The organism is Maribacter sp. 1_2014MBL_MicDiv (assembly GCF_001865655.1).
Taxonomy (GTDB): domain Bacteria; phylum Bacteroidota; class Bacteroidia; order Flavobacteriales; family Flavobacteriaceae; genus Maribacter; species Maribacter dokdonensis.
On the sequence record NZ_CP011318.1, the window covers coordinates 1,503,971 to 1,530,494 of the forward strand.

General features: G+C 36.5%; 19 protein-coding genes. 8 read left to right on the forward strand and 11 right to left on the reverse strand.

Going from position 1 to position 26,524, the window contains the following annotated elements:
- Positions 1–35: 35 nt before the first annotated feature.
- The 6 genes from YQ22_RS06165 to YQ22_RS06190 all read right to left on the reverse strand — a co-directional run bounded on the left by YQ22_RS06165 (position 36) and on the right by YQ22_RS06190 (position 11,067).
- Positions 36–2,468 carry an ABC transporter permease gene (locus tag YQ22_RS06165; RefSeq protein WP_071340482.1) on the reverse strand — a complete coding sequence of 811 codons (2,433 nt, stop codon included), beginning with the start codon at positions 2,466–2,468 and terminating at the stop codon, positions 36–38.
- Between the two features lie 152 nt (positions 2,469–2,620).
- Positions 2,621–4,966: an ABC transporter permease gene (locus tag YQ22_RS06170; protein ID WP_071340483.1), complete on the reverse strand. Its 2,346-nt coding sequence runs from the start codon at positions 4,964–4,966 to the stop codon at positions 2,621–2,623.
- Positions 4,967–4,989: 23 nt separating this feature from the next.
- Positions 4,990–7,407: an ABC transporter permease gene (locus tag YQ22_RS06175; protein ID WP_071340484.1), complete on the reverse strand. Its 2,418-nt coding sequence runs from the start codon at positions 7,405–7,407 to the stop codon at positions 4,990–4,992.
- Between the two features lie 155 nt (positions 7,408–7,562).
- Positions 7,563–8,258, reverse strand: coding sequence for an ABC transporter ATP-binding protein (locus YQ22_RS06180; RefSeq protein ID WP_058104953.1), 696 nt, complete (start codon positions 8,256–8,258; stop codon positions 7,563–7,565).
- Between the two features lie 147 nt (positions 8,259–8,405).
- A complete protein-coding gene (locus YQ22_RS06185; protein WP_058105135.1) occupies positions 8,406–9,656 on the reverse strand; it encodes an efflux RND transporter periplasmic adaptor subunit in 1,251 nt (416 codons plus the stop codon).
- A 58-nt stretch (positions 9,657–9,714) separates the two neighbouring features.
- Positions 9,715–11,067, reverse strand: a complete 1,353-nt coding sequence (locus tag YQ22_RS06190; protein WP_071340485.1) for a TolC family protein — start codon at positions 11,065–11,067, stop codon at positions 9,715–9,717.
- Positions 11,068–11,269: 202 nt separating this feature from the next.
- Here YQ22_RS06190 and YQ22_RS06195 point away from each other — a divergent pair, with 202 nt between their 5' ends.
- Both YQ22_RS06195 and YQ22_RS06200 read left to right on the forward strand, forming a co-directional pair.
- On the forward strand, positions 11,270–12,634 hold the full coding sequence (locus YQ22_RS06195) for a sigma-54-dependent transcriptional regulator (RefSeq protein WP_071340486.1): 1,365 nt from the start codon (positions 11,270–11,272) through the stop codon (positions 12,632–12,634).
- A complete protein-coding gene (locus YQ22_RS06200; RefSeq protein WP_071340487.1) occupies positions 12,634–13,980 on the forward strand; it encodes a sensor histidine kinase in 1,347 nt (448 codons plus the stop codon). Before YQ22_RS06195 ends, YQ22_RS06200 begins: the two co-directional genes overlap by 1 nt.
- Before the next feature lie 2 nt (positions 13,981–13,982).
- Here YQ22_RS06200 and YQ22_RS06205 read toward each other — a convergent pair whose 3' ends face one another.
- From YQ22_RS06205 to YQ22_RS06225, 5 genes are all read right to left on the reverse strand, one after another.
- Entirely contained in the window at positions 13,983–14,327 is a 345-nt protein-coding gene (locus YQ22_RS06205) for an MGMT family protein (protein WP_058104949.1), read from the reverse strand.
- Between the two features lie 13 nt (positions 14,328–14,340).
- Complete coding sequence (locus tag YQ22_RS06210) at positions 14,341–14,967, reverse strand: LysE family transporter (protein WP_071340488.1); 627 nt, start codon at positions 14,965–14,967, stop codon at positions 14,341–14,343.
- A gap of 4 nt (positions 14,968–14,971) precedes the next feature.
- Positions 14,972–15,640 carry a tRNA (guanosine(46)-N7)-methyltransferase TrmB gene (gene trmB, locus YQ22_RS06215; protein ID WP_071340489.1) on the reverse strand — a complete coding sequence of 223 codons (669 nt, stop codon included), beginning with the start codon at positions 15,638–15,640 and terminating at the stop codon, positions 14,972–14,974.
- Positions 15,641–15,692: 52 nt separating this feature from the next.
- Complete coding sequence (locus YQ22_RS06220; protein ID WP_394332431.1) at positions 15,693–16,631, reverse strand: sensor histidine kinase; 939 nt, start codon at positions 16,629–16,631, stop codon at positions 15,693–15,695.
- A 132-nt stretch (positions 16,632–16,763) separates the two neighbouring features.
- The gene (locus tag YQ22_RS06225) at positions 16,764–17,450 is read right to left on the reverse strand and encodes a response regulator transcription factor (RefSeq protein ID WP_071340491.1); all 687 of its coding nucleotides are present in this window, start codon (positions 17,448–17,450) and stop codon (positions 16,764–16,766) included.
- 230 nt (positions 17,451–17,680) lie between these two features.
- Here YQ22_RS06225 and YQ22_RS06230 point away from each other — a divergent pair, with 230 nt between their 5' ends.
- From YQ22_RS06230 to YQ22_RS06255, 6 genes are all read left to right on the forward strand, one after another.
- Positions 17,681–18,973, forward strand: a complete 1,293-nt coding sequence (locus YQ22_RS06230) for a hypothetical protein (RefSeq protein WP_071340492.1) — start codon at positions 17,681–17,683, stop codon at positions 18,971–18,973.
- 98 nt (positions 18,974–19,071) lie between these two features.
- Positions 19,072–21,909, forward strand: a complete 2,838-nt coding sequence (locus tag YQ22_RS06235; protein ID WP_071340493.1) for a TonB-dependent receptor — start codon at positions 19,072–19,074, stop codon at positions 21,907–21,909.
- Positions 21,910–22,056: 147 nt separating this feature from the next.
- Positions 22,057–22,365 (forward strand): T9SS type A sorting domain-containing protein, encoded by a 309-nt coding sequence (locus YQ22_RS06240; RefSeq protein ID WP_058104942.1) that lies wholly within the window; start codon positions 22,057–22,059, stop codon positions 22,363–22,365.
- Between the two features lie 178 nt (positions 22,366–22,543).
- Positions 22,544–22,867 carry a T9SS type A sorting domain-containing protein gene (locus tag YQ22_RS06245; RefSeq protein WP_058104941.1) on the forward strand — a complete coding sequence of 108 codons (324 nt, stop codon included), beginning with the start codon at positions 22,544–22,546 and terminating at the stop codon, positions 22,865–22,867.
- A 73-nt stretch (positions 22,868–22,940) separates the two neighbouring features.
- Positions 22,941–23,918, forward strand: coding sequence for a LuxE/PaaK family acyltransferase (locus YQ22_RS06250; RefSeq protein ID WP_071340494.1), 978 nt, complete (start codon positions 22,941–22,943; stop codon positions 23,916–23,918).
- A 79-nt stretch (positions 23,919–23,997) separates the two neighbouring features.
- Complete coding sequence (locus tag YQ22_RS06255) at positions 23,998–26,523, forward strand: DUF3857 domain-containing protein (protein WP_198033519.1); 2,526 nt, start codon at positions 23,998–24,000, stop codon at positions 26,521–26,523.
- Position 26,524 lies beyond the last annotated feature (1 nt).

Consider the following 26,524-nt stretch of genomic DNA (forward strand, 5'->3'; position numbering starts at 1 on the left):
ATGTTCTTTTTGATTGATGAAGTTTGATGCTTTACTTATTCCGACCGTAAACTCTTAACAGGATTTACAATTGCCGCTTTTATACTTTGGTAGCTTACCGTTAGTATTGCCACGATGATGGCAAGCACAGCCGCCAACAGGAATACCCCAACACCAATCTCAATTCTGTATGAGAAATCTTCAAGCCATTTATTCATGACAAACCAGCCTATGGGCAAAGAAATCAATATGGCTACGCCCACTAATTTTAGGAAATCTACCGTAAGCCGGTAAGAAATTTGACTTACAGTAGCTCCCAACACTTTTCTAACACCGATTTCTTTTGTTCGTTTTTCGGCATTAAAGGCAGCTAATCCAAATAATCCCAAACAAGCAATAAAAATGGACAGCATAGTAAAAATGAAAAATATCTGACTCAGTTTTTGTTCGGCTTCGTAGGTGGTATTAAAGGCTTCATCCATAAACCGATAATCAAAAGGTTGACCAGGCGCCATGGTGTTCCACGTATTTTCTATCGCAGCAATATTATTGGCATAATTTCCACCACTCATTCTTACCGCCATGTTCTGTGCATTTGAATTCAAATGCATTCCCAAAGCGCCTATATTCGTTCTTAACGTTCTATAATGAAAGTCTTTGACCACTCCAATTATGGTATAGTAGGCAGGATTTTCTTGATCCATTTCCTCGGATATGCGCATTCCTAAAGCTTCTTCTGCCGAAACATTTAAAATAGGCAGCGTAGCTTCATTGATAATAATAGCTGTAGAGTCTGATGCATAGGCGGAATTAAAATCGCGACCGGCAACCAGTTCCATTTCCATAGTTTTTAGATAATCTGTATCTACATCCCACTCTTGCATTTGAATGGCACTTTCTTGATCTCTAGAACCTTCTTCAAAGAACGAAGTATCTGACCGCCAAGATGGCGTTGGATAATAATTGCTCAACGTAGCACTCTCTACAAAACCCATATTAGCAATCTGTTCTTTAAAAGCCTTGGTTTTGGACCCTAATGCACCCAATTCATTTATTAGCAATACTTGGTCCTTGGAGAAGCCCAAATCTTTATTCTGTATGTAATTCAATTGCTGAAATACTACCAAGGTGCTGATAATAAGAAATACCGAAATTGAAAATTGAAAAATTACCAAGGCATTACGTACCCTACCATTGCCCACACTTTCAGAACTGTTACCCTTTAACGTTTTAACAGGTGTAAACCTCGACATAAAAAACGCCGGATAACTTCCTGACAACAGCCCAAGTAACATAGTTGCCCCCAATAACGCCAACCAGAATAAGGGCTGCGTAAATGGAATTTCAATTGATTTTCCTGTAAAGCCATTGAAAAACGGCAAAGCTACCAGTGTAATCAATAGTGCCGCTAACAAAGACACAAATGCAATTAATCCTGATTCGGTTAAAAATTGAAAGACCAAATTCAGTTTATTTGAGCCCAAGGTTTTTCGCACCCCTACTTCTTTAGCTCTCTTTAAAGAATGAGCCGTAGACAAATTCATAAAATTAACACTTGCCAATATGATCAAGAACAGCCCAATAAAAGAAAGAATGTAGATATTCTGAATACTGCTCGTTGCACTCATTTCCGAGCTTTTATCTGAATGCAAATGAATATCGGTCAAGGGCATGGTGTGGTACCGAATGTAATTACCGGATGCCGCAAACGACTCTGCCGTCATACCTGGAAAATACTTTTGCGCCCATGGCAACATATAACGCTCTAACATACCTTGTAAGGGCTCTTGAAAATCTTCAGCCTTGGCACCGGGAATTAACTTTATAAATGTAAAATAATTATTACCGCCCCAATTATCTTCTCTTGATGCCACGTTGCCCGCCATTGCCAAAAACACACTGTAATCATTGAAATAAGAATTTTTGGGCATATCTTCTATAACACCGGTTACCGTATAGGTATCGGTATTATCCAACAATAAATTTTGACCTATAACATCAGTAGAACCAAAATGTTTTTCTGCTGCAGTTTTAGTAAGGACTAATGAGTTAGTCCCCGTTAATGCTGTTTTGGTATCACCCGCAAGTAAGTCTATCCCAAAAAATTCAAAGACAGTGGAATCGGCATAGGTGATATGGTTTTCTTTGGCACTTCTGTTTCCCCCAACTTTTTTTACATAAGCACTACCTATGGTCCTAAAACGCACTGAAGCTTCTACCTGTGGATAGTCTCTTTTTAAGGTTTCCGCCATTGGTGCGGCAGATTCCCCCGCCTTAATTTCCGCTCCACCAAATTTAATATCAGAGTCTATACGATAAATCCTATCTGCATTGGCAAACATTTTATCATAACTAAGCTCATCGTAGATATAAAGCGATATAATTAATGCCCCCGCCATTCCTATGGCTAGACCGAAGGTGTTTAGAAAAGTGAAAAAGGCTTGCTTTTTTAGACTCCTCCAGGCGATTTTTAGATAGTTTTTAAACATGGTTCTCGTTTTTTGATGCTTGATTACGGAGTATTAAATTCTATTTCTATGCCAAGAATACAAAGTATTGATTTTCAATTATTTATATAAACACACAAAATACTAAGTGTCAAATATTTAGACAGATTATGTCCAATATATTTACAAATCCACTACTCTGTTCTTAGACTTTTTACCGGGTTTACCCTTGCTGCATTAATAGCTTGAAAACTAATGGTCAATAACGCTATTACAATGGCTACCGCCCCGGCAATTATGAACGCCCAAGCATTAATTGAAGTTCTGTATGCAAAACCCTCTAACCAATTCTGCATTAACAACCAGGCTATTGGCGTTGCAATTATTATTGCCATACCTACCAATTTCATAAAATCTTTAGATAATAAGGCCACAATACCTGTAATACTTGAACCTAGCACCTTTCGTACGCCAATTTCCTTTCTACGTTGGTCCGCAGTAAAAGCGGACAAGCCAAAGAGTCCCAAACAAGATATTAGGATGGCCAGCAGTGCAAAAACCTGGGATAAGTTGCCTATTAATTGTTCACTCTTAAATTTGGCATCGTAAGTGTCATCCACAAATTCATATTCAAAAGGAAACACCGGGTTAAACTTATGCAACGTTGCTTCCATTGCATTTAGTGCCAATGCTGTTTCTATTCCCGTTTTAGTTTTTACATACAAAAAACGTGCTTGACTAGGGTCATTGAAAAAAATGACAGGGTCACTTGAACCATACATATCTCCGTACACATAATCTTTTACAACCCCTATCACAGGATAATCTTCTTCTATAGTTTTACCAATGGCACTGCCGCTACCCATAAGTTTTGCAAAAGATTCACTGACAATAATATTGACACTGTCCTGTGCAGGATTGTTACTAAAACCGCGTCCTTCAATAATTTTCATTCCTGTAGTGTTGAAGAAATCTACTGTAATATCTCTAACCGATACCAGTACATCTTCAGTATCTACACCGCCTTGCCAGCTTAACCCCGATGTATTATTTCCACCGGATAAAATATCAGAATTAATGAATCCGATGCTTTCTATCATCCCCGAAGCTTTCATGTCTTCTTCAATAGGTTTGAAGTTTTTGATCATATCTCCGTTAACGGGAATTTTCACCAGATTTTCTTTATTGTAGCCTAAATCGCGTCCTTTTACATACTGTACTTGTTGATAGACGATAATGGTGCTGATGATAAATACTATGGATACAACAAACTGAGTAGCTACCAGCCCTTTTCTTATCATTGAGGCACTTCCTTTTGACCTTCTTGCTCCTTTTAAAACGTCTACAGGTTTAAAAGATGACAGATAAAATGCCGGATACCAGCCTGCAACCAAGCCACAAATCAATGTGATACCTAACAGCGTTAACAAATGCGTTGGGTTTACCAGGTTTAGCGCTAATTGTTTGCCGATCATGGTATTAAATTGCGGCACCAATAACTTTAACAAAAGCACACTTAACACGGCAGATAACCCTGCTGTGATTATCGCTTCTGCCATAAACTGAGAGATCAGTCCTTTTCTCCCAGAGCCTAAAACTTTACGCACCCCTACTTCATTTGCCCTTTTCTCGCTACGTGCCGTAGCCAAGTTCATAAAATTGATACAGGCAATTAATAAAATAATGAGTGCAATAAGACTAAACAGCCGTACATAGGTTATTTGTCCTCCTATATTTTTACCGCCTTCAAATGCCGAACGTAAATGCCAATCTTTCATGGAGAATAAAAAGGCGATGGTTTCATCGTCCTCGGTTTTCATTGGTAGTATTGCCTTTACTTTACTATTGACCACATCAAAATTTGCTTCTGGAGAAAGTTCCACAAAAGTGTCCGCGAAGTTTCTATCATAGTCGTTTACCCATTCATTATCCTTTGCAAAGTGATCAAAAGGAACAACCCAATCAAAACTATAGGTTACATTGTGCGGCAAATCTTCGTAAACTCCTGAAACGGTATAACTTTCTTCGTTGTTTATTTTAATTACTTTGTTAATTGCTGAAATATTCTCACCAAATAATTGTGTAGCCGTTTCTTGTGAAATAACAATGGCATCTACATCATCAAAAACAGTTTCTAAATTGCCTTCCACAAATGACAGACTGAACATACTTAAAAAATCAGGATCTGCGTAACGTCCATTTTTATTGATGGCCGTTTCACCTACCTGAAATAAAAAATCTTCTTCTTTTGTTCGGGCTGCACCTAAAATACCTGGCACCTCTTCCTTTAAAACTTCTGCCAACGGACCGGGAGTTGAATGAAATGTACGCCACTCACCTTCATATTGCTGATTTGTGGGTACATAATATACCACGTCTTGCTTATCAAAATTAGCATCATAACCAACCTCATCTTCTACCCAAAGCAAAATCATGGCTGCACAGGTGATACCTATTGCCAAACCAAAGATATTCAGCATACTATAGCCCTTGTTCTTCCAAAGGTTTCTCCAAGCGATTTTTAAATAGTTTTTGATCATGATTTTTGTTTTTTGATGATGAATTATTCTTTACGCAAGCTTTTTAAAGGCTGTATCAGCGCAGCGCCTATAGATTGATAGCTTATGGTCAAAATAGCTATGGTCAATGCAATGAATCCTGCGATAAAGAATATGCCCCAACCAATAGTGATGTGGTAGGCAAAATCCTCTAACCAACGGCTCATTAAATACCACCCTACAGGTATGGCAATGGCGATAGAAATTATAATCAGTTTCATAAAATCTACGGTAAGCAATTTATAGATGCTTTTAAACGGAGCCCCTAAAACCAAGCGGATGCTGATCTCTTTTTTACGTTGTTCTACCATAAAGGCAGATAGTGCAAACAAGCCTAAACAAGCAACTAAAATGGCGAACAGGGCAAAACTGTTGAATATTTTACCCATACGTTCCACATCATCGTGCATATGGCTGAACTCTTGATCTAAAAAACTATAATTAATGGACTGACTGGGCACATTTTTATCCCAAATCGAAGTAATTGAAGCCAAGGCTTCATTCACATTTCCTTTTTCCAACTTTAGCGATATAGACCCTAAATCTTTACCGATTACGAGCGATAGCGAAGAAATATCTTCTTTTAAGGACTTAAAGTGAAAATCATCTATTACACCTATGACCCTAAACTGTTGACCGTTATTGTTTAGTTCTTTGCCAATAGCGTTTTCCAAGCCCAATTCACGTTGCATATTGGCGTTTATAATAATTGAGTTCAAAGCATCAGACGCAAATTGCTTAGAAAAATCTCTTCCTGTTTTAACCGAAATTCCCAGCGTTTTAATGTAATCATAATCTACTCTCCAGATTTGGGCAGGTATACCTCTACCTTCATTTCCTTCATCTTCCCTTCTAAATGTATTACCGTTTCTACTACCACCATCTACCGGCAAATAATTAGAAATGGTAGCCGATTTCACTTGTGGCAATTGAAGTAGTTGTTCTTTAAAATTTTCAGCACTTTCCCCTAAGATTCCGGTACCTTCTAGAACAACAACCTGTTCCTTATCATACCCCAATTTTTTTTGAAGAATAAAGTCCATTTGTTTGTAAATAATCAAAGTGGCAATGATCAGTACTACCGATGTAGTAAATTGAAAAATAACGAGTCCGCTCCTTAGTTTGCCACTTTTACTGCCAATACTAAGACTTCCCTTTAAAACATTTACCGGTTTAAATGCCGACAAATAAAATGCCGGATATAAGCCCGCCAAAGCACCTACCAAAAGAGCGGCAACTATTATTACCGGAACAAACCACCAAGCAGACCAAGGCATTTCTATAGTTTTAGATGCCATGTTGTTAAATGTTGGCAGTAATGCCCAAGCTAATAGCACGCCTAATAGAAAAGACACAAAACTAAACATCATAGATTCGGTCAAAAATTGCGTTATCAAATTGCTTTTAAAAGCACCAATGGTTTTTCTTAAGCCAACTTCTTTAGCCCTATTGGCAGACTTTGCGGTAGAAAGATTAATAAAGTTGATTACCGCCAATAATAGCACAAAACCGGCTACAGCGGCAAAAAGCCAAACAAAACGAATATCGCCATGTTTAAGTCCGTCTGACATTTTAATATCCGAATACAGATGAATATCGGTTATGGGCTGTAGTTTGTACTTCATGGTTCTAAGCACCTCAATAAAGTCTGGAGCACGCCCTCGTTCGCGTTGTGCAGGTATAATATAGTCTTCAACAATAGAAACAATTTTTTGTTCCAATTCCCGCACGTTCGTATGGTCATCTACCAACACATAGGTAAAGTAATTCTGGTTGGTCCAGTTTGCATTGGTATCTTCTATAGGCAAAAGAAAGTCATAGGCTAGATGTGAGTTTTTTGGAGCATCTTTCATGACCCCGGTTACCGTATACGGAGTACTCTCATCATTATCTAAAATGATGGTTTCGCCCAAAATTTTATCCCCATTAAAAAACTTTGCCGCTTTGGTTTCCGATATGACAATACTTTTTGGATTTGCCAATGCGGTTTTAGGATTACCTTGTTGCAACTTCACCTCCAAAAGTTCAAATGCTTCTTGATCCGCAAGCACAAAGCCGGTTTCCAAGTTATTTTGAGCTGCCCCAGCTAAGCGAATACCGCGCTTACCTGCCCCAAAAATTTCAATTGTATTTATTTTCCCTGCCTTTATTATTTCTGGAAAATCATTTTGCAAGGCTTCCGCAAAGGGTAATTGAAAGTGAGTGCTTTTCATGACTTCACCTTTGTACATGCCTTCTAACACTACCCTATATAACTGATCCTTTTTGGTATAGTGCTGATCATAACCCACTTCATTGTGAATGAATAAGGCTATTAAAAGACAAGCCGCTATACCAACAGCAAAGCCACCAATTTTAATGGTAGCAAATAGCGTATCCTTCTTAATACTTCTCCAGGCTATTTTAAGATGGTTTCTGAACATGGCTCTCGTTTTTATGATCGATGATTAAATTATTATCCGTGATTAAGGGATAAGTTTGGTTGGTTTGGTTGGTTTGGTTTGTTGGTCGATTAGTAATCTTCACTTCGGCTATGCTCAGTGAACAGAATTAATGATTGATTGATGAATAAACTCCCCTACATCATGGCACCTATAGCCCTATTCTGACTTTCAGTTACGATTTGACCGTCAAATAGATTTACAACTCTATGCGCGTAGTGTGAGTCTCTGTCCGAGTGTGTTACCATTACTATAGTGGTTCCTTCTTGGTTTAATTCTGTCAACAAGTTCATTACCTCAATTCCGTTTTTAGAATCCAAGTTACCCGTTGGCTCATCGGCAAGTATTAATTTCGGATTGGTAACCACCGCTCTTGATATTGCCACACGTTGCTGCTGACCACCTGATAATTGCTGGGGAAAATGTTTTTCCCTATGTGCTATTTTCATACGTTCCAGCACTTTCATTACTTTCTCCTTACGTTCTGCCTTTCCCATTTTTAAATAGATCAATGGTAGCTCTACGTTTTCAAAAACGGTAAGCTCATCTATTAAATTAAAGCTCTGAAATACAAAACCTAAATTACCCTTACGCAGTTGGGTACGCTCGCTCTCCTTTAAGCCTCCCACTTCATTACCTGCAAAATTGTAGCTACCCTCCGTTGGGTTGTCTAGCATACCAATGATGTTCAATAATGTAGATTTACCACAACCAGATGGTCCCATAATGGCAACAAACTCGCCATCTTCTACTTTTAGGTTGACACTATTTAATGCCAAGGTTTCTACTTCTTCTGTTCTAAAACTCTTTTTTAGGTTTGTAATGGTTATCATGTTTCTTTCTTTTTGATTGTTATAATGACATCGAAAATTCTCTGATGTGACAGTTTTTATTTTAAGATAATTCTTTCCTACTTTCTACCCTTCGACTACGCTCAGGGTTCGAAACCAAACACTTAAGGTAGCTGAGCGGAGCCGAAGCTATTTTAGTACAATTCTTTCCGCTTCCCCGAAGTTATCGTAGTTACTGGTAATTACTTTTTCCCCTGGTTCCAAGCCTTCCAATACCTCATAGTATCTAGAATTCTGTTTTCCTATTCTTATATTTCTTTTTATGGCTTCTCCTCCATCTGGGTTTAGTACAAATATCCATTGACCGCCGGTACTCTGAAAAAAGCTTCCTTTTGGTAATAAAAGCGCATCGTTAGATTCTCCCAATTGTAATTTAATATTGTAGCTCTGTCCTGAACGTATGGTCTCTGGTTTATTATCGGTAAATACCAAATCTACCTTGAACCTACCATTTCTAACTTCTGGATATACTTTGCGTAAACGCAACGGAAATTCTGCGCCATTACGCTCTAAAACCGCAGTAAGGTCTCTTTTTACACGATCAATATAATGCTCGTCTATATCTGCCTCTATTTTATAATCTGTTAACACGTTGATTTGCCCAATACGCTGCCCTTGGGCAATACTTTGACCAATTTCAGCATCTAAAAATCCTAATTGACCATCTGCAGGAGCCCGTACATTTAAATGATCCAGCCTTTGGTACACCATACCCAATGTTTTTTGCATACGTGCCAAATCTGTATCCAGACCTCTTAATGAAGTTTCGCGTAACTCATCATCCTGCTCGGTCTGTAGCTTTACAATTTCATGCTGCTTTTGAGAAAGTTCATAGTTTTCTTTTGATAGTTGATAGGCTTCCCTAGATATTAATTCCTCATCGAACAACGCTTTGTTCTGTTCGTAATTTCTCTTTAACCGCTGCAGATCTGTACTTGCCGTTGCCAATGACTTTCTACCTTCTACTTGTCTAGAATCGAAATTCAATTTTGTGGATCTTAAATCGTTTTGCTTTAATGCCAGGTTACTTTCACTCGCCAAAATCTGTTCGTACAGATTCATGTTTTCCAGCTTTAAGATGATATCGCCTTTTTTGACCATAGCACCTTCTTCTATTAACTTTTCGCTTACACGACCACCTTCATAGGCATCCATATAAATAGTTGCAATAGGCGCAACGTTACCGTTAATGGTAATATAATCATCGAACTTTCCTGCAGACACCTCAGCAACCGATAGTTTATCCTTCTCGGTTCTAAATGTGGATACCGAACTGGCAAATAACAGTTGGTAACCTACAAATAGTAGCAATACACCCAGAGCAATGTAACCGTAGTGTTTTGGTTTTAATCCTTTTTTCTTTTCTAATTTTATATCCATGGTAATCGTTTGTTCGTTGTTCTTTGTTCGTTTTTGGTTGCTAGTTCCAAATAAAAATTTAGTTGGCTTCAATATTAAATACTGGTAGTCCTCGGTAAAAGTCCAATGTGCTTTTATTGATCTCTGAACGTAATTTTACCTGCAAATTCTCATTTTGTGCACTAGCATATAAATTTTTGGCGGTAAAAAGCTCTAAAGCATTTATCAGTCCTTTTTCATATCTTTTTTGAGCAATGGTAAAGGCTAAATTCTGCGCCTCCATTTTTTGGTTGCTCTGCACCAATTCTACCAATAATGAATTATAATCTTGCACTAATTGCTGAATGGTTTGAAACAGCTCTTGCTCTTGTGTCTTTAAATTATTCTCTGCACGAAGCTTTTCTATTTTAGATTGCTTCACCTGTGATCGTGCAGACCAACCGTTACTAATGGGCACACTTAAATTCACTCCAATATACTGCGAAGTATTGTCCCTAAATTGTTGCCTAAATGGTAAGGTTTTGCCAAGCGTGTCTCTCGTAGTTTCAAAATACCCAGTACCAATTCCTGTAAAGAAAGAAAGTGACGGATACAATCTTCCCCTGGAGACCGCAACCTGTTTTCTTGCTGCTTTAGCTCTTAATTCCTGAGCTTTTATCAATGGTAAAAACTCGCGAGCTTCGGTGTAAACAGCATCAGATTTTATTTCGTTAACCATTGCATCTGTTACCACTTGCGGCAATTCTTTTGTAATTTCAATTTTAGAGGTATTCTCCAAGTTCATTTCTTGGATCAAGGTTAATTTTGCCGTCGCCAATTGATTGGCACTTTGTGTTACGTTCAATTTATCGGTCAATAGTAACGACTCTGCCTCATAAAGATCGGCACCGGCTTTTAAGCCTAATTCTACCTGCTTTTCTACCAAGTTGTAATTGGTTTGCGATACCGTTAACTGTTCTTTTGAGATTGCTACCAATCCTTCAAAAAACTGAATATCATAAAAGGCTTGCATTACCCTAAATGCCAGTAAATATTTTTGTTGCAGCACATCTTCTTTGGTTGCTTTGAACAACAATTTAGATGCTTTAATGGCATTTATTTTTTGAAATCCCTGAAACAAATCAATGGAAGACTCCAACGAATAATTATTAGAGTAGAAATCCTGATTTACAAATGTTCCCGTATTAGGATCTTCTGCCCTACCATAATTAACAAGATAACTAGATGATGCATTTACCGATGGCAACAAGTTACGAACCGATTGTCTATAGGTTTCTTTATTAGATTGATTAGTATACTTAAAATCATTCAACTGTAAATTATGCGCTAAGGCATATGAAACACATTCATCTAATGTCCAACTTTCTTGAGCAAATACAGATGCCCAAATGGTCAGCAGTAAAAGTGTCGTTATTTTAAATTTTTTGTTCATTTCTTTATTGGTATGCCATTCTCTATACTATATGCGTGCCATAATTTTAAATAATTGATTTACAGGTATTTAACTTGTAATAAAATTTGACAATATTTTATCAGTGTAAAAATGTTGTACAGATATTGTCAAAATTTTTTACAGTGATATGAAAATACAAACTTCTATGTGTAGATTTAAATGAGTTAAAAAGAACGTAATCATGATCGATGCCAAGATTCTTGTAATAGATGATACCAAAAGCGTGCTCAGCGCATTAGAAATACTATTACAGTTTGAATATAAAAGTGTACAAACCATTTCTAACCCTAATTTACTTTCATCTTTTCCCAACCTTAAGGAAATAGATATCATATTATTGGATATGAATTTTTCTGCCGGAGTGAATACCGGTAACGAAGGATTGTATTGGCTGCGAGAAATTAAGAAAAAGGCTCCGCACATATCGGTTATTATGATGACGGCTTATGGTGCCGTTGAGCTTGCAGTAGAAGCTATTAAAGAAGGGGCAACAGATTTTGTATTGAAACCTTGGAATAACGAACGACTTTTAACTACGGTTAAATCTGCCTACGAACTTAGAAAATCACAGAAAGAAGTACAACACTTAAAACAGAAAGAGAGTAACCTAAAACAGGTTATTAATCAGAATTCCAATTACATCATAGGTAATTCAAAAGCACTTAATAGTGTACTGAGCCTTGTGCAGAAAGTTGCCAAAACCGATGTAAATATTTTAGTAACCGGGGAGAACGGTACTGGAAAGGAACTTATAGCCAGAGAACTTCATAAATCATCTGCCCGAAATAATGAGGTTTTTATTTCTGTGGATATGGGGTCTATTTCTGAAAATTTATTTGAGAGCGAACTTTTTGGCCACGTAAAAGGCTCCTTTACAGATGCCAAAGATGACCGTGCCGGTAAGTTTGAAGCTGCCAATGGAGGTACTTTGTTCCTAGATGAAATAGGGAATCTTTCTTTGCAGATGCAAGCCAAACTATTATCGGTCATACAAAACAGAGTGGTGGTACGGGTAGGATCAAACAAACCCATACCTGTAGATATAAGATTGGTATGTGCAACCAATTGTAATTTAGAACAAATGGTGGCAGACGGACTTTTTAGAGAAGATCTGTTATATAGAATAAATACCATACAAGTACAGGTGCCTGCATTGCGCGATCGTGATAATGACGTTTTGGTTCTGGCAGATTATTTTCTAAAAAAATATGCCCATAAATATGGTAAACCAAGTTTAAAAATAAACCAAACTGCACAAGAAAAATTAATGGCCTACCCATGGCCAGGAAACGTACGGGAACTTCTACACACTATGGAACGTGCCGTAATCTTATCTGAAGGAAATGTACTAAAACCAACTGATTTTTTATTGGACGCAAAACCAGCCGTTGCAATGGAAGCCGGACCAAAAACCCTTGAAGAAATGGAATTGTTGATGATAACCAAAGCCCTTAACGACAATGACGGTAATTACAGTGCCGCAGCGGACCAATTGGGTATTTCCAGACAAACACTTTACAATAAACTTAAAAAATCAGGGAAATAATGGTCAGCAAAAGCATATACTACCAACTTGTATTTCGCATTGTTCTCATTGCTATTTGTGCACTTTGTACCGCTTTTCTTTTTTCTAAAGAACAGTATTTACTCGGTGTTATTTTAACCGTTATATTTATAGGATTGGTGTACGCTCTTATACATTATGTAAACCAAACGAATAGAAAAATAGCCTATTTTTTTGATGCTATAAAAAATGAGGATTTTACCCTGCGCTTTCCCGAAAAACTAAGCGTAAAGTCTATTGAAGAATTGAACCATAGTTTGAATATGTTAAACAACATGATTCAAGATATTCACCTTAAAAAACAGGCGCAAGAACAATACTACCAAGAGATTTTACGACAAGCGGATATAGGCATTTTTACCGTCAATGATAAAGGACACATTCTCTATGCCAACCCTACCGTACAAGATTTGCTCAATTACAGACCTTTAAACCATGTAAAGCAATTAAAGCAAATAGACCCTGGTCTTTATGGATTGTTTGAAAATTTACAACCGTTTGAAAGTACCATACACTCACTTGGCAATGAACGAGGAAAAAAAGAGCTAACTTTAAAATGCACCCCAATTTCCATTGAAGGACAGCAACTACTATTAGTCGTAGTTCATGATATACAAAAAGAATTGGATGACAGAGAAACAGATTCTTGGGCAAAGCTTATACGTGTACTTACGCATGAAATCATGAATACCATTACACCAATAACCTCTATTTCTGAATCTATTTTAAAATACTTTAAGAAAGGTAATGAACTGACTACCCCAGAAGAATTTGGAGAACTACAAATAAAGAATTCCGCCAAAGGTCTTGAGGTCATTAAAGAACAGGGTAATGACCTTATGAGTTTTGTACAGTCTTACCGTACTTTTTTAAGTGTACCTGAACCTGACAGAGAACTAATACCAGCGACCAAAATTTTAGAAAAAGTTCGCCTCCTACTACAAGAATATACCAATGCACATGACATCACTCTTGAGGTAATCGCAGAACCTAAAGATCTAGAACTGTATATTGATGAAAAACAACTTACCCAAATACTCCTAAATCTGGGAAAAAATGCACAACAAGCGTTAGAAGGTCAAGAAGAAGGAAAAATAGTGATCACGGCTGGTGAATCTCCACAAGGCAAGAAATATATTACCGTAACGGATAATGGTCCTGGTATTTCTCCTGAAATGTTAGATGAGGTTTTTGTTCCATTTTTTACGACCAAAAGTACTGGTACCGGAATAGGGCTTAGTTTAAGCAAACAGATTATGCGTTTACATGGGGGATCAATACGCGTAACATCAAATGAAACAACGACGTTTACGTTAACCTTTCAATAGCATTACAATTCTGCTTTAAGCTCAGTAAACGGATCCCAGAAATGTTTATCCAAATCCACTATTTGCAGATCTTTAATTTGAACACCTTCTGCCTCTAACAATTGTTGCATAAGGTTGGTACCGTCAAAATGGTGTTTTCCGGTTAATATCCCAGCCTTATTGACGACCCTATGTGCAGGTATATCATCCATCGTGTGAGATGCGTTCATTGCCCAACCTACCATTCTTGCACTACGTGCCGCACCCAAATATTTGGCAATAGCACCATAGGAAGTTACCCTACCTTCAGGAATTAACCGTGCCACCTGATATACTCTTTCAAAGAAATTCTCATTTTCAGGTTTCATGGCATCCTATCGTTTAATTAAATAATCGAAAAGCAGTAATGATAAATAGCAATACCATTAATCCGCTTAAAATATAATTACTGTTCTTAGAGAATGAAGCCGCTCTATGCTCCCATCTATTGAAATAAATAACATATAAATACATTGCCAAAAAGGTACCACTACCCGTTGCCAATATAAATAGTACCTCATCTATAATTTCATAGGTCATAATACCCTGAGAGTGAAACACAGTATTAAGTCCGCTGTAATAAGGTATGGCCAGTAGGTTAATGAGCGCCAAGAACACCCCTTTTGAAAAACTGTTTCGTTTTTTGGTCTCCACCAACATTAAAGGTTTACTTTTCTGATTTCTCCCTTTGATAAAAAACACGATCGCCAATATAAAAAAGATGCCCAATGCCAATTGTAGCAACACCTCTATAACATGTTGATTTCTTGATATTAGTTTGGCGATACGTACAGCAATATAGGTCTGTACCATTACAGCCAGTGCTACTCCCAATCCAAAAATAATACCATTTGCCTTACCTTTCTCCACACTGGTCTTGGCTGCATTTAAGTTGAGCAGACCTGGTGGCAATGATGCAATAAAAGCTGCACCAAAAGTAAAAACAAACAAGGTTGGTAGTTGTTGCATTGATTTAGTTTACCCTGAACCTAACAAAGGTTATAGGCTTTCCCTTTTCAAGGTACTGATTTTCATAGAAAGTTTGTATTTCTAACACCTCTTTAGGACTGCCTTCATTTTTGTATACATCATGGTTAGCATACAGTACCTCTAAACCAAGACCATGCAATAAGCCCAAAGTATACCCGTGCATAAACTCGCTATCTGTCTTTAAATTAACCGTTCCTTCTGGTTTTAAAACTTGTTTATAGCGCTCCAAAAATGTAGCATTGGTCATACGGTGCTTTGTACGCTTATATTTTATTTGCGGATCAGGAAAGGTAATCCAGATTTCAGAAACTTCGGCCGCACCAAAAATATGATCGATCAGTTCTATTTGTGTTCGTATAAAGCAAACATTGGGTAGATCACCTTCAATAGCTTCTTTGGCTCCTTTCCAAAAACGGGCACCTTTGATATCTATACCAATAAAATTCTTGTTTGGAAATTTCTTTGCCAAGCCAACGGTATACTCACCCTTACCACAACCCAATTCCAAAACAATAGGATTGTCATTTTTAAAGTGTGTATTCCATTTTCCCTTTAATGGAAAACCACCTACCACCTCTTCTCTGGTTGGCTGAATTACATTTGAAAACGTCTCGTTTTCCTGAAATCTTTTTAACTTATTCTTACTTCCCACAATGATTACATCTAAACTGGGGCAAATCTAAGAAAAAAGCAAGGGTTAGCGATTATTGTACTTCCTCTATTTGAACGATACTTTTCTCTAAAGTAAAAGAAAACTCAGATCCTACCTCTACGGCACTTTCTACGTAGATTTTTTCGCCATGTGCCTCTATAACATGTTTTACTATGGCAAGCCCTAAGCCAGAACCGCCTTCACGACGGCTACCACTTTGATCTACCCTGTAAAAACGTTCAAAAAGTCTTGGTATATGTACTGCCGGTATACCTTCTCCATTATCGGTCACCCTTACAATAACCTTATTCTTGACAAGATTTTCTACGCTCACTTCTGTAGTACCGTTAAAGTTGCCGTATTTAATGGAATTCACCAACAAATTGGTAAGAACCTGTTGAATCTTTTCTTTATCGGCAAAGACAAATATGGGATCAATATATTCCATATCAAAAGTAAGGGTAATGTTCTTCTTTGCCGCTTTCATTTCCAATAGATCAAAAACACTCTGTATTAAATCTATAATATCAAAAGAACGCTTTTCAAGATTAAGATCCCCCACTTCTAACTTTGTAATAAGGTCTAGATCTTTTACGATATAAATTAAACGATCTACCGCTTTATTTGCCCTTATCAAATACTTCTTGCGTACGTTCTTATCATCAATGGCACCATCTAACAAGGTCTCTATATAACCTTGCACCGTAAATAATGGTGTTTTTAGCTCGTGGGAAACATTACCCAAAAAATCTTTACGGTATTCTTCACGAATCTTTAAGGTATCAATTTCAATTCTTTTGTCCTTGGCAAATTTTTCTATTTCTGCGGTTAGGGTTCTCATATCCGTTGTTACAGGATACGAGGGTATGGTACTGGACTCTAACAATTCAACATCATCGTATATTTTCTTAATACGTTTATAAATGAATTTTTCTATCCTTAACTGCAATGTTATAAAGGAGATAACAAAGAAAAACAGTGCCGCAAACATCAAAATACCCCAGTTTATGGTACTAAATCTCCATTGTAATACGGCCAATACAGAAATGCCGATTATTACAATATAGAGCGATGATCGAAATGCAAAGCGATATGATTTTTTTGAACGTAAAGGCGCTGCCATTTAGAGTACAAACTTATATCCTACTCCCTTTACGGTTTTAAAATGGTCTTCACCTATTTTCTCACGGAGCTTTCTAATGTGTACGTCTATTGTTCTACCACCAACAACCACTTCATTACCCCAAACTTTATCAAGAATGACTTCTCGTTTAAACACTTTACTAGGTTTAGACGTTAACAAGGCCAACAATTCAAATTCTTTTCTTGGCAAAATAATCTCTTTACCTTTTTTAATGATCTTATATTCTTCCCTGTTAATGACAATATCACCTACCTTGGTAATATCTTCTTGAGCGTTTTCCTCATTTTTAATTCTTCGAAGAAGTGCGTTTACCTTACTTACCAAAACTTTAGGCTTAATAGGCTTAGTAATGTAATCATCTGCCCCGGCATCAAAACCGGCTACTTGAGAATAATCTTCTCCCCTAGCGGTCAAAAAGGTTATTATGGTACTTTCCATACCCGGTGTTCTTCTTAAGATTTCACAGGCCTCTATACCGTCCATCTCTGGCATCATTACATCTAACATAATAAGATGTGGCAGTTTTTTCTTAGCCTTCGCAACACCGTCCGTACCGTTCTTAGCAGTATAAACGTCGTATCCTTCTGCGGATAGATTATAACCTATAATCTCTAGGATGTCTGGTTCATCGTCAACTAAAAGTATCCTAATATCCTTCTTTTTCATGGTTTTTAAAATGGATTGATTCGCTCAAAAGTAAAGATAATACTATTACTGATAAGGTAGTTAACATTCATTTAATGTAGTAACATTTAGATAACATTAACAAAATAAATGTTTAACATGGATCTAACCCGAACATTACAACCCATCTCTTTCTTTGCCGTGCAATTAAATTTTATGTGCTTAGAACACAATTGCCAACCTAATTAAATTAATAAATTTAAAAAGAAACGATGAAAAAAATTATTTGGTCACTTGCTACAGTTACCGCTATTATTGCTGCAGCATCTTGTGAAAAAGAAACTGTTGTAGAAGTTGAAAAAGAAGTAATTGTGGTTGATACGGTTACAACTGAAACTGAAGTAGAAACTTCCATTACCGTAACTGATGACATTACAACCGATGTTACATGGACAGCCGACAAAATAGTGAACTTAGATGGTAGAGTTTTCGTTACCGAAGGGGCTACCCTTACTATTGAGGCGGGTACAATTATAAAAGCTAATGCTGGTTCTGGTGCTAACGCTTCTGTACTAGTAGTTACAAGAGGTAGTAAAATTGAAGCTGTAGGTACTGCTACTCAACCTATTGTATTCACTTCTGCTGCTGACAATATAGAAATTGGTGAAACTGCCGGAACAAACCTTGACCAAAATGATCGCGGTCTTTGGGGTGGTTTAATCGTGTTAGGTAATGCACCTGCATCTTTTGATGGTGATGCCGAATCTGCACAAATTGAAGGAATTCCTACTGATACTGATGGTGACAAGGGATTATATGGTGGTAGTGATGCTGCAGATGATTCTGGTACATTACAGTACATTTCAATTCGTCACGGTGGTGCTTTAATAGGTGAAGGAAATGAAATCAACGGACTTACTTTAGGTGCTGTAGGTACAGGAACGACTGTAGATAACATCGAAGTTGTTGGTAATGTTGATGATGGCGTAGAATTCTTCGGTGGTACAGTAAACGCAACCAACCTATTCGTATGGGCACAAGGTGATGATGGTCTTGATATTGACCAAGCTTACTCCGGTACTATTGACAATGCAGTAGTTGTACAAGGTGGTATTTCTGACCATGCATTAGAAATTGATGGTCCAGAAGGCTCTTTACAAGGTACATACACATTAACAAATGCCACTTTGATAGGACTTGACGATAATGTTGCTGGAGGTGAAATCGCTGATTTCAGATCAAATGCACAAGGTACTAACAACAATATCTTAGTAACTGGTTTTACAGGTATAGGTACCGATTTAGTACTTTCCGATGTTGAATTGGATAACGAAGGTGTTGCTGCAAACTATACTGCCGGTACATTAGTATTGACAAACTGGGAAATAGTTTTACCAACAGGTGTTACCAGCTCTTCTGAAGTATTTAACGATACTACTGACAGCACTACTTTTGAAGCTGATGCCGCTACTTTTTCATCTGCTGTTACAGAAGGAACTGTTGGTGCTGAAACATCGGCATTTTCTTGGACTTATGCTAACTCTAAAGCTAGCTTAGGTTTCTAAACCAAACATTAATAATAGTTACACATAATAATTGCTCGCCTTAAGGATATCTGTAGGCGAGCAATTTATTTCTTTTTAACATTTTCAATTCATTACTTATGAAACTCAAGTTATTATTAATTTTACTGACCATCTTTTCCGTACAAATTATATCTGCACAAGAAGGTATAATATCAGGAACTGTGAATGACGGTGAATTTAATGACGTCTTACCTTTTGCCAATATTCTTATTAAAGGAACAACAAAAGGAACTACATCAGATTTTGATGGAAAATATGTTCTAGATGTAGAGCCAGGCACCTATACCGTTACTTTTTCTTATCTAGGTTACGAAACCAAGGAGGTAGCAGAGGTTATAGTTAAACCCGGTGCCGAACAAATTATAGATATTACATTGAATCCACTTGCAAACGCATTGGATGAGGTTGTTGTTACTACAACCGTTAGTAAGAATACAGAAGCTTCCGTTTTAAATCTACAAAAGAATTCGGTAGCACTTTTAGATGGCTTATCCATTCAAAGTATTAAAAAATCTGGTGCAGGTGATATTGCCAGTGCCATAAAAGCAGTACCTGGCGTTTCTGTTCAAGGAGGTAAATTTGTTTACGTACGTGGATTGGGCGACCGTTACACCAAATCTATTTTGAACGGTGTTGATGTTCCTGGTCTTGATCCAGATAGAAACACATTGCAATTAGATATCTTCCCAACTAATATTCTTGATAATATTATTGTTGTTAAATCGGCAACTGCTGACCAACCTGCAGATTTCACAGGTGGTGTAGTTGATATCGTCACTAAAGATTTTCCATCTAGAGCAGAGTATAGTTTTTCTGCAGGCTTGGGCTATAACTCTAGCATGCATTTTAAAAACAACTATTTAAAATATGATGGTAGCCCAACAGATGCATTAGGTTTTGATAATGGTCAAAGAGATTTGGCAATACCACAACATATTGAAACCCCTTTACCTGTTACAGACGGTAATAGATCAGCTGCATTGACAAGATTATTGGAGCCTAACCTAAAGGCACTTGAAGAACAGAGCGGCATGGACTTCAACTTAGGCTTTACTGCTGGCAATCAATACAACCTTAATGAAGATGGTAGTAAAAAATTAGGCTATTTAGCTTCACTAACCTATAAAAACAATACCGAATTTTACGAGGACATTGTTAGTGGACAGGTTTTTAGAAAACAAGATCAAGATAAATCTGTACTTGAATTGACCGATGATAGAACACAGTCAGGAAACTTAGGTGTTAATAATGTACTAATCAGTGGTCTTGCAGGAATTTCATTAAAAAGCCTACAATCTAAATACAAATTAAACGTACTTCATATTCAAAATGGAGAATCTAGCGCTTCTTACCTTAGGCAAGATAACTTTAATGTTAACTCTAATACCATTTTCAAAGATGTATTAACTTATACTCAACGATCTATCACCAATATTTTATTAAATGGTGAGCACACAAATGAAGACGGTTCCTGGAAAGTATCTTGGAAGGTATCACCAACTTTTTCAAAAATTTACGATAAGGATCTTAGGACTACACCTTTTAGATTTGATCCTGAAACGGGTAGTTATACCATTTCACCAAGTGAATCTGGAGACCCAAGTAGAATTTGGAGAGATCTAGAAGAATACAATGTTGCCAGTAAGTTAGACTTAACCCGAAAGCATCAATTATTTGGTAGAGATGCAAAGCTTAAATTTGGTGGTGCATATACTATTAAAGAAAGAGATTTTGTAGTTAACCAATTTTCCACTCCAATTCAATCGCAATCAGGTAATTACAGCCTTAACTTTGGAGGTAATGCAGATTTAGTTTTAGCTCCTGAGAATATTTATAACCCTGAAACAAGAGAAGGAACATATGTTAGACGTGATTCTAACATTTCCGACTCTTTCAACTCACAGATTACAGTTGGGGCAGGGTATGTTGGTGACGAATTTAAATTTTCCAACCGTTTCAACGCTATTGTCGGTGTAAGGTTTGAAAAATTCGACCTTAATTACACAGGTGAAAATCAAGATGGTGAAGTTTTTGATAATGTAAATATTCTAGACAAAGCTGACTTTTTTCCTTCTGCTAATTTCATATACGAATTAAATGAAGAGGCAAATAAGAAAATTAGAGCATCTTTCTCTAGTACTACAGCAAGACCTTCCTTTAAAGAAGCTTCAAATGCCCAAATCTTTGACCCGGTTTCAAGTACATTCTTTATCGGTAATATTGATATTCAACCAACTTATATCAATAACTATGATATTAGATTTGAAGCTTACGGTGAAGGAACAAACTTTTTTGCCATTAGTGGTTTTGCCAAAACTTTTGACGACCCTATTGAACTAACTTTTATCAGGGAGGCAAGAGGTCAATTTATTCCCTTAAACTTAGGTGATGCAAAAGTATTTGGTGCCGAAGTTGAGTTCAGAAGAAATATGGGCTTTATACCGGGATGGGAAGATTTTTCTTTTAATGCTAACATTTCGGTTATTGAATCACAACAATCGTATAGCGAAGATGAAGAGGCAGCAAGACGTGACAACCTTAGAACTGGCGAAACACTGGATGATTATAGACAATTACAAGGACAATCTCCCCTTTTATTAAATGTAGGCTTCAGCTATGACAATAACGACAATGGCTGGCAAGGTGGTCTTGTCTATAATGTTCAAGGTAAAACATTAGAAATTGTTGGTAACGGTGATATCCCAGATGTGTACACATTACCATTTCACAATTTAAAATTTAATTTAAGCAAAGAATTTGGCAAGGACAACAGCAGCAAAATATCATTGAAGTTCGAAAATATTTTAAATGATAAATTTGAAAGTGTTTATCAGTCATTTGGCGCCCAAGATCAAATATTTTCTTCAAGATATCCTGGTCAAGCGATATCTTTAGGTTACAGCTACCAATTCTAAAACATAATAAGAGTAAAATTAAAAAGCCCGCAAATTGCGGGCTTTTTTGCATTTCATCGAAAAATTTAGAAGAAAGGGTCTACCACATTGACATTCAGTCATCAATATTTATATATTTGTGGTATACAATTTGTATTGTAGTAGCGTATGAAGCACCTTTACCTAATCATCTTTTTTATATTTACTTCCTTCTGCTATGGGCAAAGTACCCAAAGCAATGGTGATATAGGTGGTTTTACCATGTACCCCAACCCGGTTACCACAGGTAAAGTTTACATTTCTACCAATCTCAACGCTCCAAAAGAAATTTTCATATATGACGTTTTTGGAACCTTGTTATTAAAAACGACCATCCTAGGCAAGGAGTTAAATCTATCTGATTTAGATGCGGGCGTTTATGTATTACGTGTTCTTGAAAAGGACAAAATGTGTACACGTAAGTTGATCGTAAAGTAAACTTAGCCCCTACTATCCACAACTTTTCTAACAAATCACCATCGGTTAAATACACTTATTTACGATGAAATGCAAAGGCTATTTCATTGACCTACATAAATTTACCTTTCACAACATTTTCAGTGTTCTAGTTACACTTCTACATACCTTTATAGTGTTGATCCCAAATCAATACAAAATGAAGAAAATCTACTTAATGCTATTTATGGTAGTCTCCGTTGGTTTATATGCCCAAGACACCATAGACATCAACAACTTGGACAATGATGAAATTACCGGATTCAAATTATACCCAAATCCGGCAATTGCAGATGTTGTTTATGTTACTACGCAACAGAACTCTTTAAAGGAAATTAGAGTATATGATGTTTTTGGCGAATTAGTATTGACCGATAAACTATCTGCCAAAGCATTGAATATTTCAAGACTTTCACCAGGCGTATATGTTGTTCAAGTGACCGAAAACAACAAATCTATTACCCGTAAACTCGTGGTGAAATAAAAGCTTACTTAATTACGGTACAAATACATAAAAATAATTTGGTTCAGTACCTTTGTCCCCATAGGCAAGAACCATGGAACACAATGCTATTTTTGACATACGCACGGCAGATGATTTTTTACATCATGCATTGCGTATTTTTAAGTTTCAACACACGCACAACCCAGTGTACAAAGCTTTTTGCTCCTATTTAAATACAGACCCCAATGCTGTTCAAACTTTAGAACAGATTCCGTTTTTGCCCATTGAGTTTTTCAAATCTAAAAGTGTTCTCAGCTCAACTGATGCTGCAGAAATAACCTTTACCAGTAGTGGTACTACAGGAAGTGAAACAAGTAAACATCATGTTACCGATCTTAACCTATATGAAGAAAGCTATTTAAAGGCATTCAATCATTTTTATGGTGATATTGAAGATTATTGTGTGCTTGCCCTTTTACCTTCTTATTTGGAACGTACTGGATCTTCACTGATCTATATGGCAGATGATTTGATCAAAAAATCAAAGCACCCAAAAAGTGGCTTTTTTCTATATGAATATGAACAGCTTTATAAGCTACTTGGTGAGCTACAAAAAACAGATACCAAAATATTGATCATTGGGGTATCTTTTGCTTTACTGGAGTTTACAGAGCAGTATCAATTAGACTTAAAGAATGCAGTAGTAATGGAAACCGGAGGCATGAAAGGTCGCCGAAAAGAAATCGTAAGACAAGAATTACATGAACTACTTTCTAAAGGTTTTGGTGTACCACACATACATTCTGAATATGGAATGACAGAACTACTTTCTCAAGCCTACTCTAAAGGTAACGGTGTTTTTGATTGCCCTTCTTGGATGAAAATTTTGGTAAGGGACACTGAAGACCCGCTTACCTATTTAAAGAACGGTAAATCTGGCGGAATCAATGTCATTGACCTTGCCAATATCAATTCTTGCTCGTTCATTGCCACACAAGACCTTGGAAAAATCAATCATGATGGTACTTTTGAAATAATCGGTAGGTTTGATAATAGTGATGTACGTGGCTGTAACCTTATGGTACTTTAATTGTTCAAATAATTTTTAATTATACGTTTTATAAAACCAAGACGTTGTGTATTAACATATTTACGGTAAATAAATGTTAATGCGCTTTTATACTTATCTCTTCATACATCTAATATTCAGCATTACTATTAATGCACAAAAAGTAAAAAAAACACCTCTTCCAAATTGGGTAACCCCAATTATATACCAAGAAGAAAAAGAACCTAATAATGAGGGTGCTTACAAATATCTGGTTTTAGATTATCAGGATAATCTAGTTCAAAAAGAGCAATTTATACATTATGCGGTTAAAATTTTAAACAATGAAGGCATTCAAGAAATGTCTGACATAAATGCTGTTTTTGACCCTGCATATCAAACTATAGCTTTTCACAAAATACAAGTTATTCGTAATGGTGAAAAAATAGATAAGCTACAAAACGCAACTATTAATACTTTCCAAAGAGAGACCAATTTAGAGCGCTCATTATATGATGGTTCCTTAACTGCGGTAATTAATCTATCGGACATAAGAGTTGGTGATATCGTTGAATATGCTTACACCTTAAAAGGTTACAACCCTATAAACAAAGGAAATTACGCTAATTTAGTTTACGAGGAATACACTATACCCGTCAATAAAATATACAGTAAGATCTTAACAGATAAAAACAACCCAATATTTTATAAATTATTAAATGGGGCCAATGAGCCTAAAATTGAACATACCAGTTTTGGGACAGAATATTCCTGGGAAAACAATAGCAATGAATTTGTAATTTACGATAGCAATACCCCGTATTGGTATAACGTGCAAAAAAGAATTTCCATTTCAACTTTTAATAGCTGGAAAGATGTTTCTGAATTGCTAACACCGCATTACCAAATACCAAGGACGCCATTAAAACTGCCTATTACAATTGACAAAAACTTAGATTCTAAACAAGATGTCATTGTAAAGCTAATCAGGTTTGTACAAGATGAGATTAGATATTTAGGTTTTGAGGCCGGTGTAGGTGCATTTAAACCGCACAAACCATATGATGTATTGAACCGCAGGTACGGTGATTGTAAAGACAAATCAATGCTATTATCTACATTACTGCAACAACAAGGAGTGGACGCTTATCCAATCTTAGTTGACAGCGGATCAAATGATCATTTAAATGAATATGCTCCTAACCACTTTATTTTTGATCATTGTATCGTCTATTTTGAACACGATGACAAAGAGTATTTTGTAGACCCTACAATAGCCAACCAAGGCGGAGACCTTTATCGACTTTCCACGCCTAATTATAAATTTGGATTGGTATTAAAAGAAGGTAGTAACCAACTTAAAGAAATACCTAATTCTACGAAACCAAAGATCCATATAGTAGAAGATATTACATTGGATTCTATAGGCGGCAATGCAAAATTTGATGTTAAAACTGAATATTTTGGTAGTAAAGCCGACGAGATAAGATCATACTTTAAAAATAATACCGAACAAAACATCAATAAAGAATACTTAAGTTTTTATAGTAACCTTTACCCTAATATAAGTTCTAGCGGCAAGGTGAGCCTATTAGACGAAACAAGACCTTATGAAAATATAGTTACAACAAATGAACATTATTCCATTGAAAAATTATGGAACACAATTGAGGGAGAAGAAACCATTTATTTCGACACCAATTCTTTGGTGTTAGATGGTTTAGTTAGTTACAACAATTCATTAAAGAGAAATATGCCCTACAATGCCGGCATACCATTTAGCTTTACCCAAGTAACCCGTATTTTAATGCCAGAACCTTGGTACATAGATTTAAAAGACATTGTAATAGATAATGATTTTTATAACTTTAAGAAAAGTATTAATGTTAACGGTAATATGGTCACTATAGATTATAGTTATGAACTAAAAACAGATATAGTACCCGCAAAAGAAACCGAGACATTTTTGAAAGGCCTTGACAAGGTAAGAGAAGATATTGGCACTCAATTAACCTATACCTATAACACTGCCACATCTGGCATTAGCTGGCTTTCAGTTTTCATAGCAATTTCGGCTATTGCCATAAGCATGTTTTTTGCATTTAAAATTTTCAAAAATTTCAACCCAAATAATGAAATTGCAGCTTTACCTGCACAACCATTTGGCGGGTGGTTAATTTTGCCCATTATCGGTATAGTTCTTACTCCAATTCTCATCTTAGCTCAAATATTTGACACCGGATATTTTAACAATAGTATCTGGGAAGGCTTTGAATATGCTGGTTATGACAATGTAGGCTTTTTAAAGTTGTATTTAGGTATGGAACTTTTTTACAACTTTACATTTTTAGTATTCGTAATCCTTACTATAATTCTGCTATTTAAAAAACGAACCTGTACACCAATTATGATTATGATTTTCTACGGTTGCAACCTAGTTATCATTTTATTGGAAAGTTTTTTATTGAATCAATTTGGTATACCGGACCCAACTGTTGGTTCTGATATTTTTAGGGCTGCACTATCTGCCGCTATTTGGATACCATATTTTCTATATTCTGATCGGGTCAAACATACTTTTGTTACAACTTACAACAAAAGCAAATCCATAACAGCAGAATCATTCATTGAAAATACTGTGCAATAAC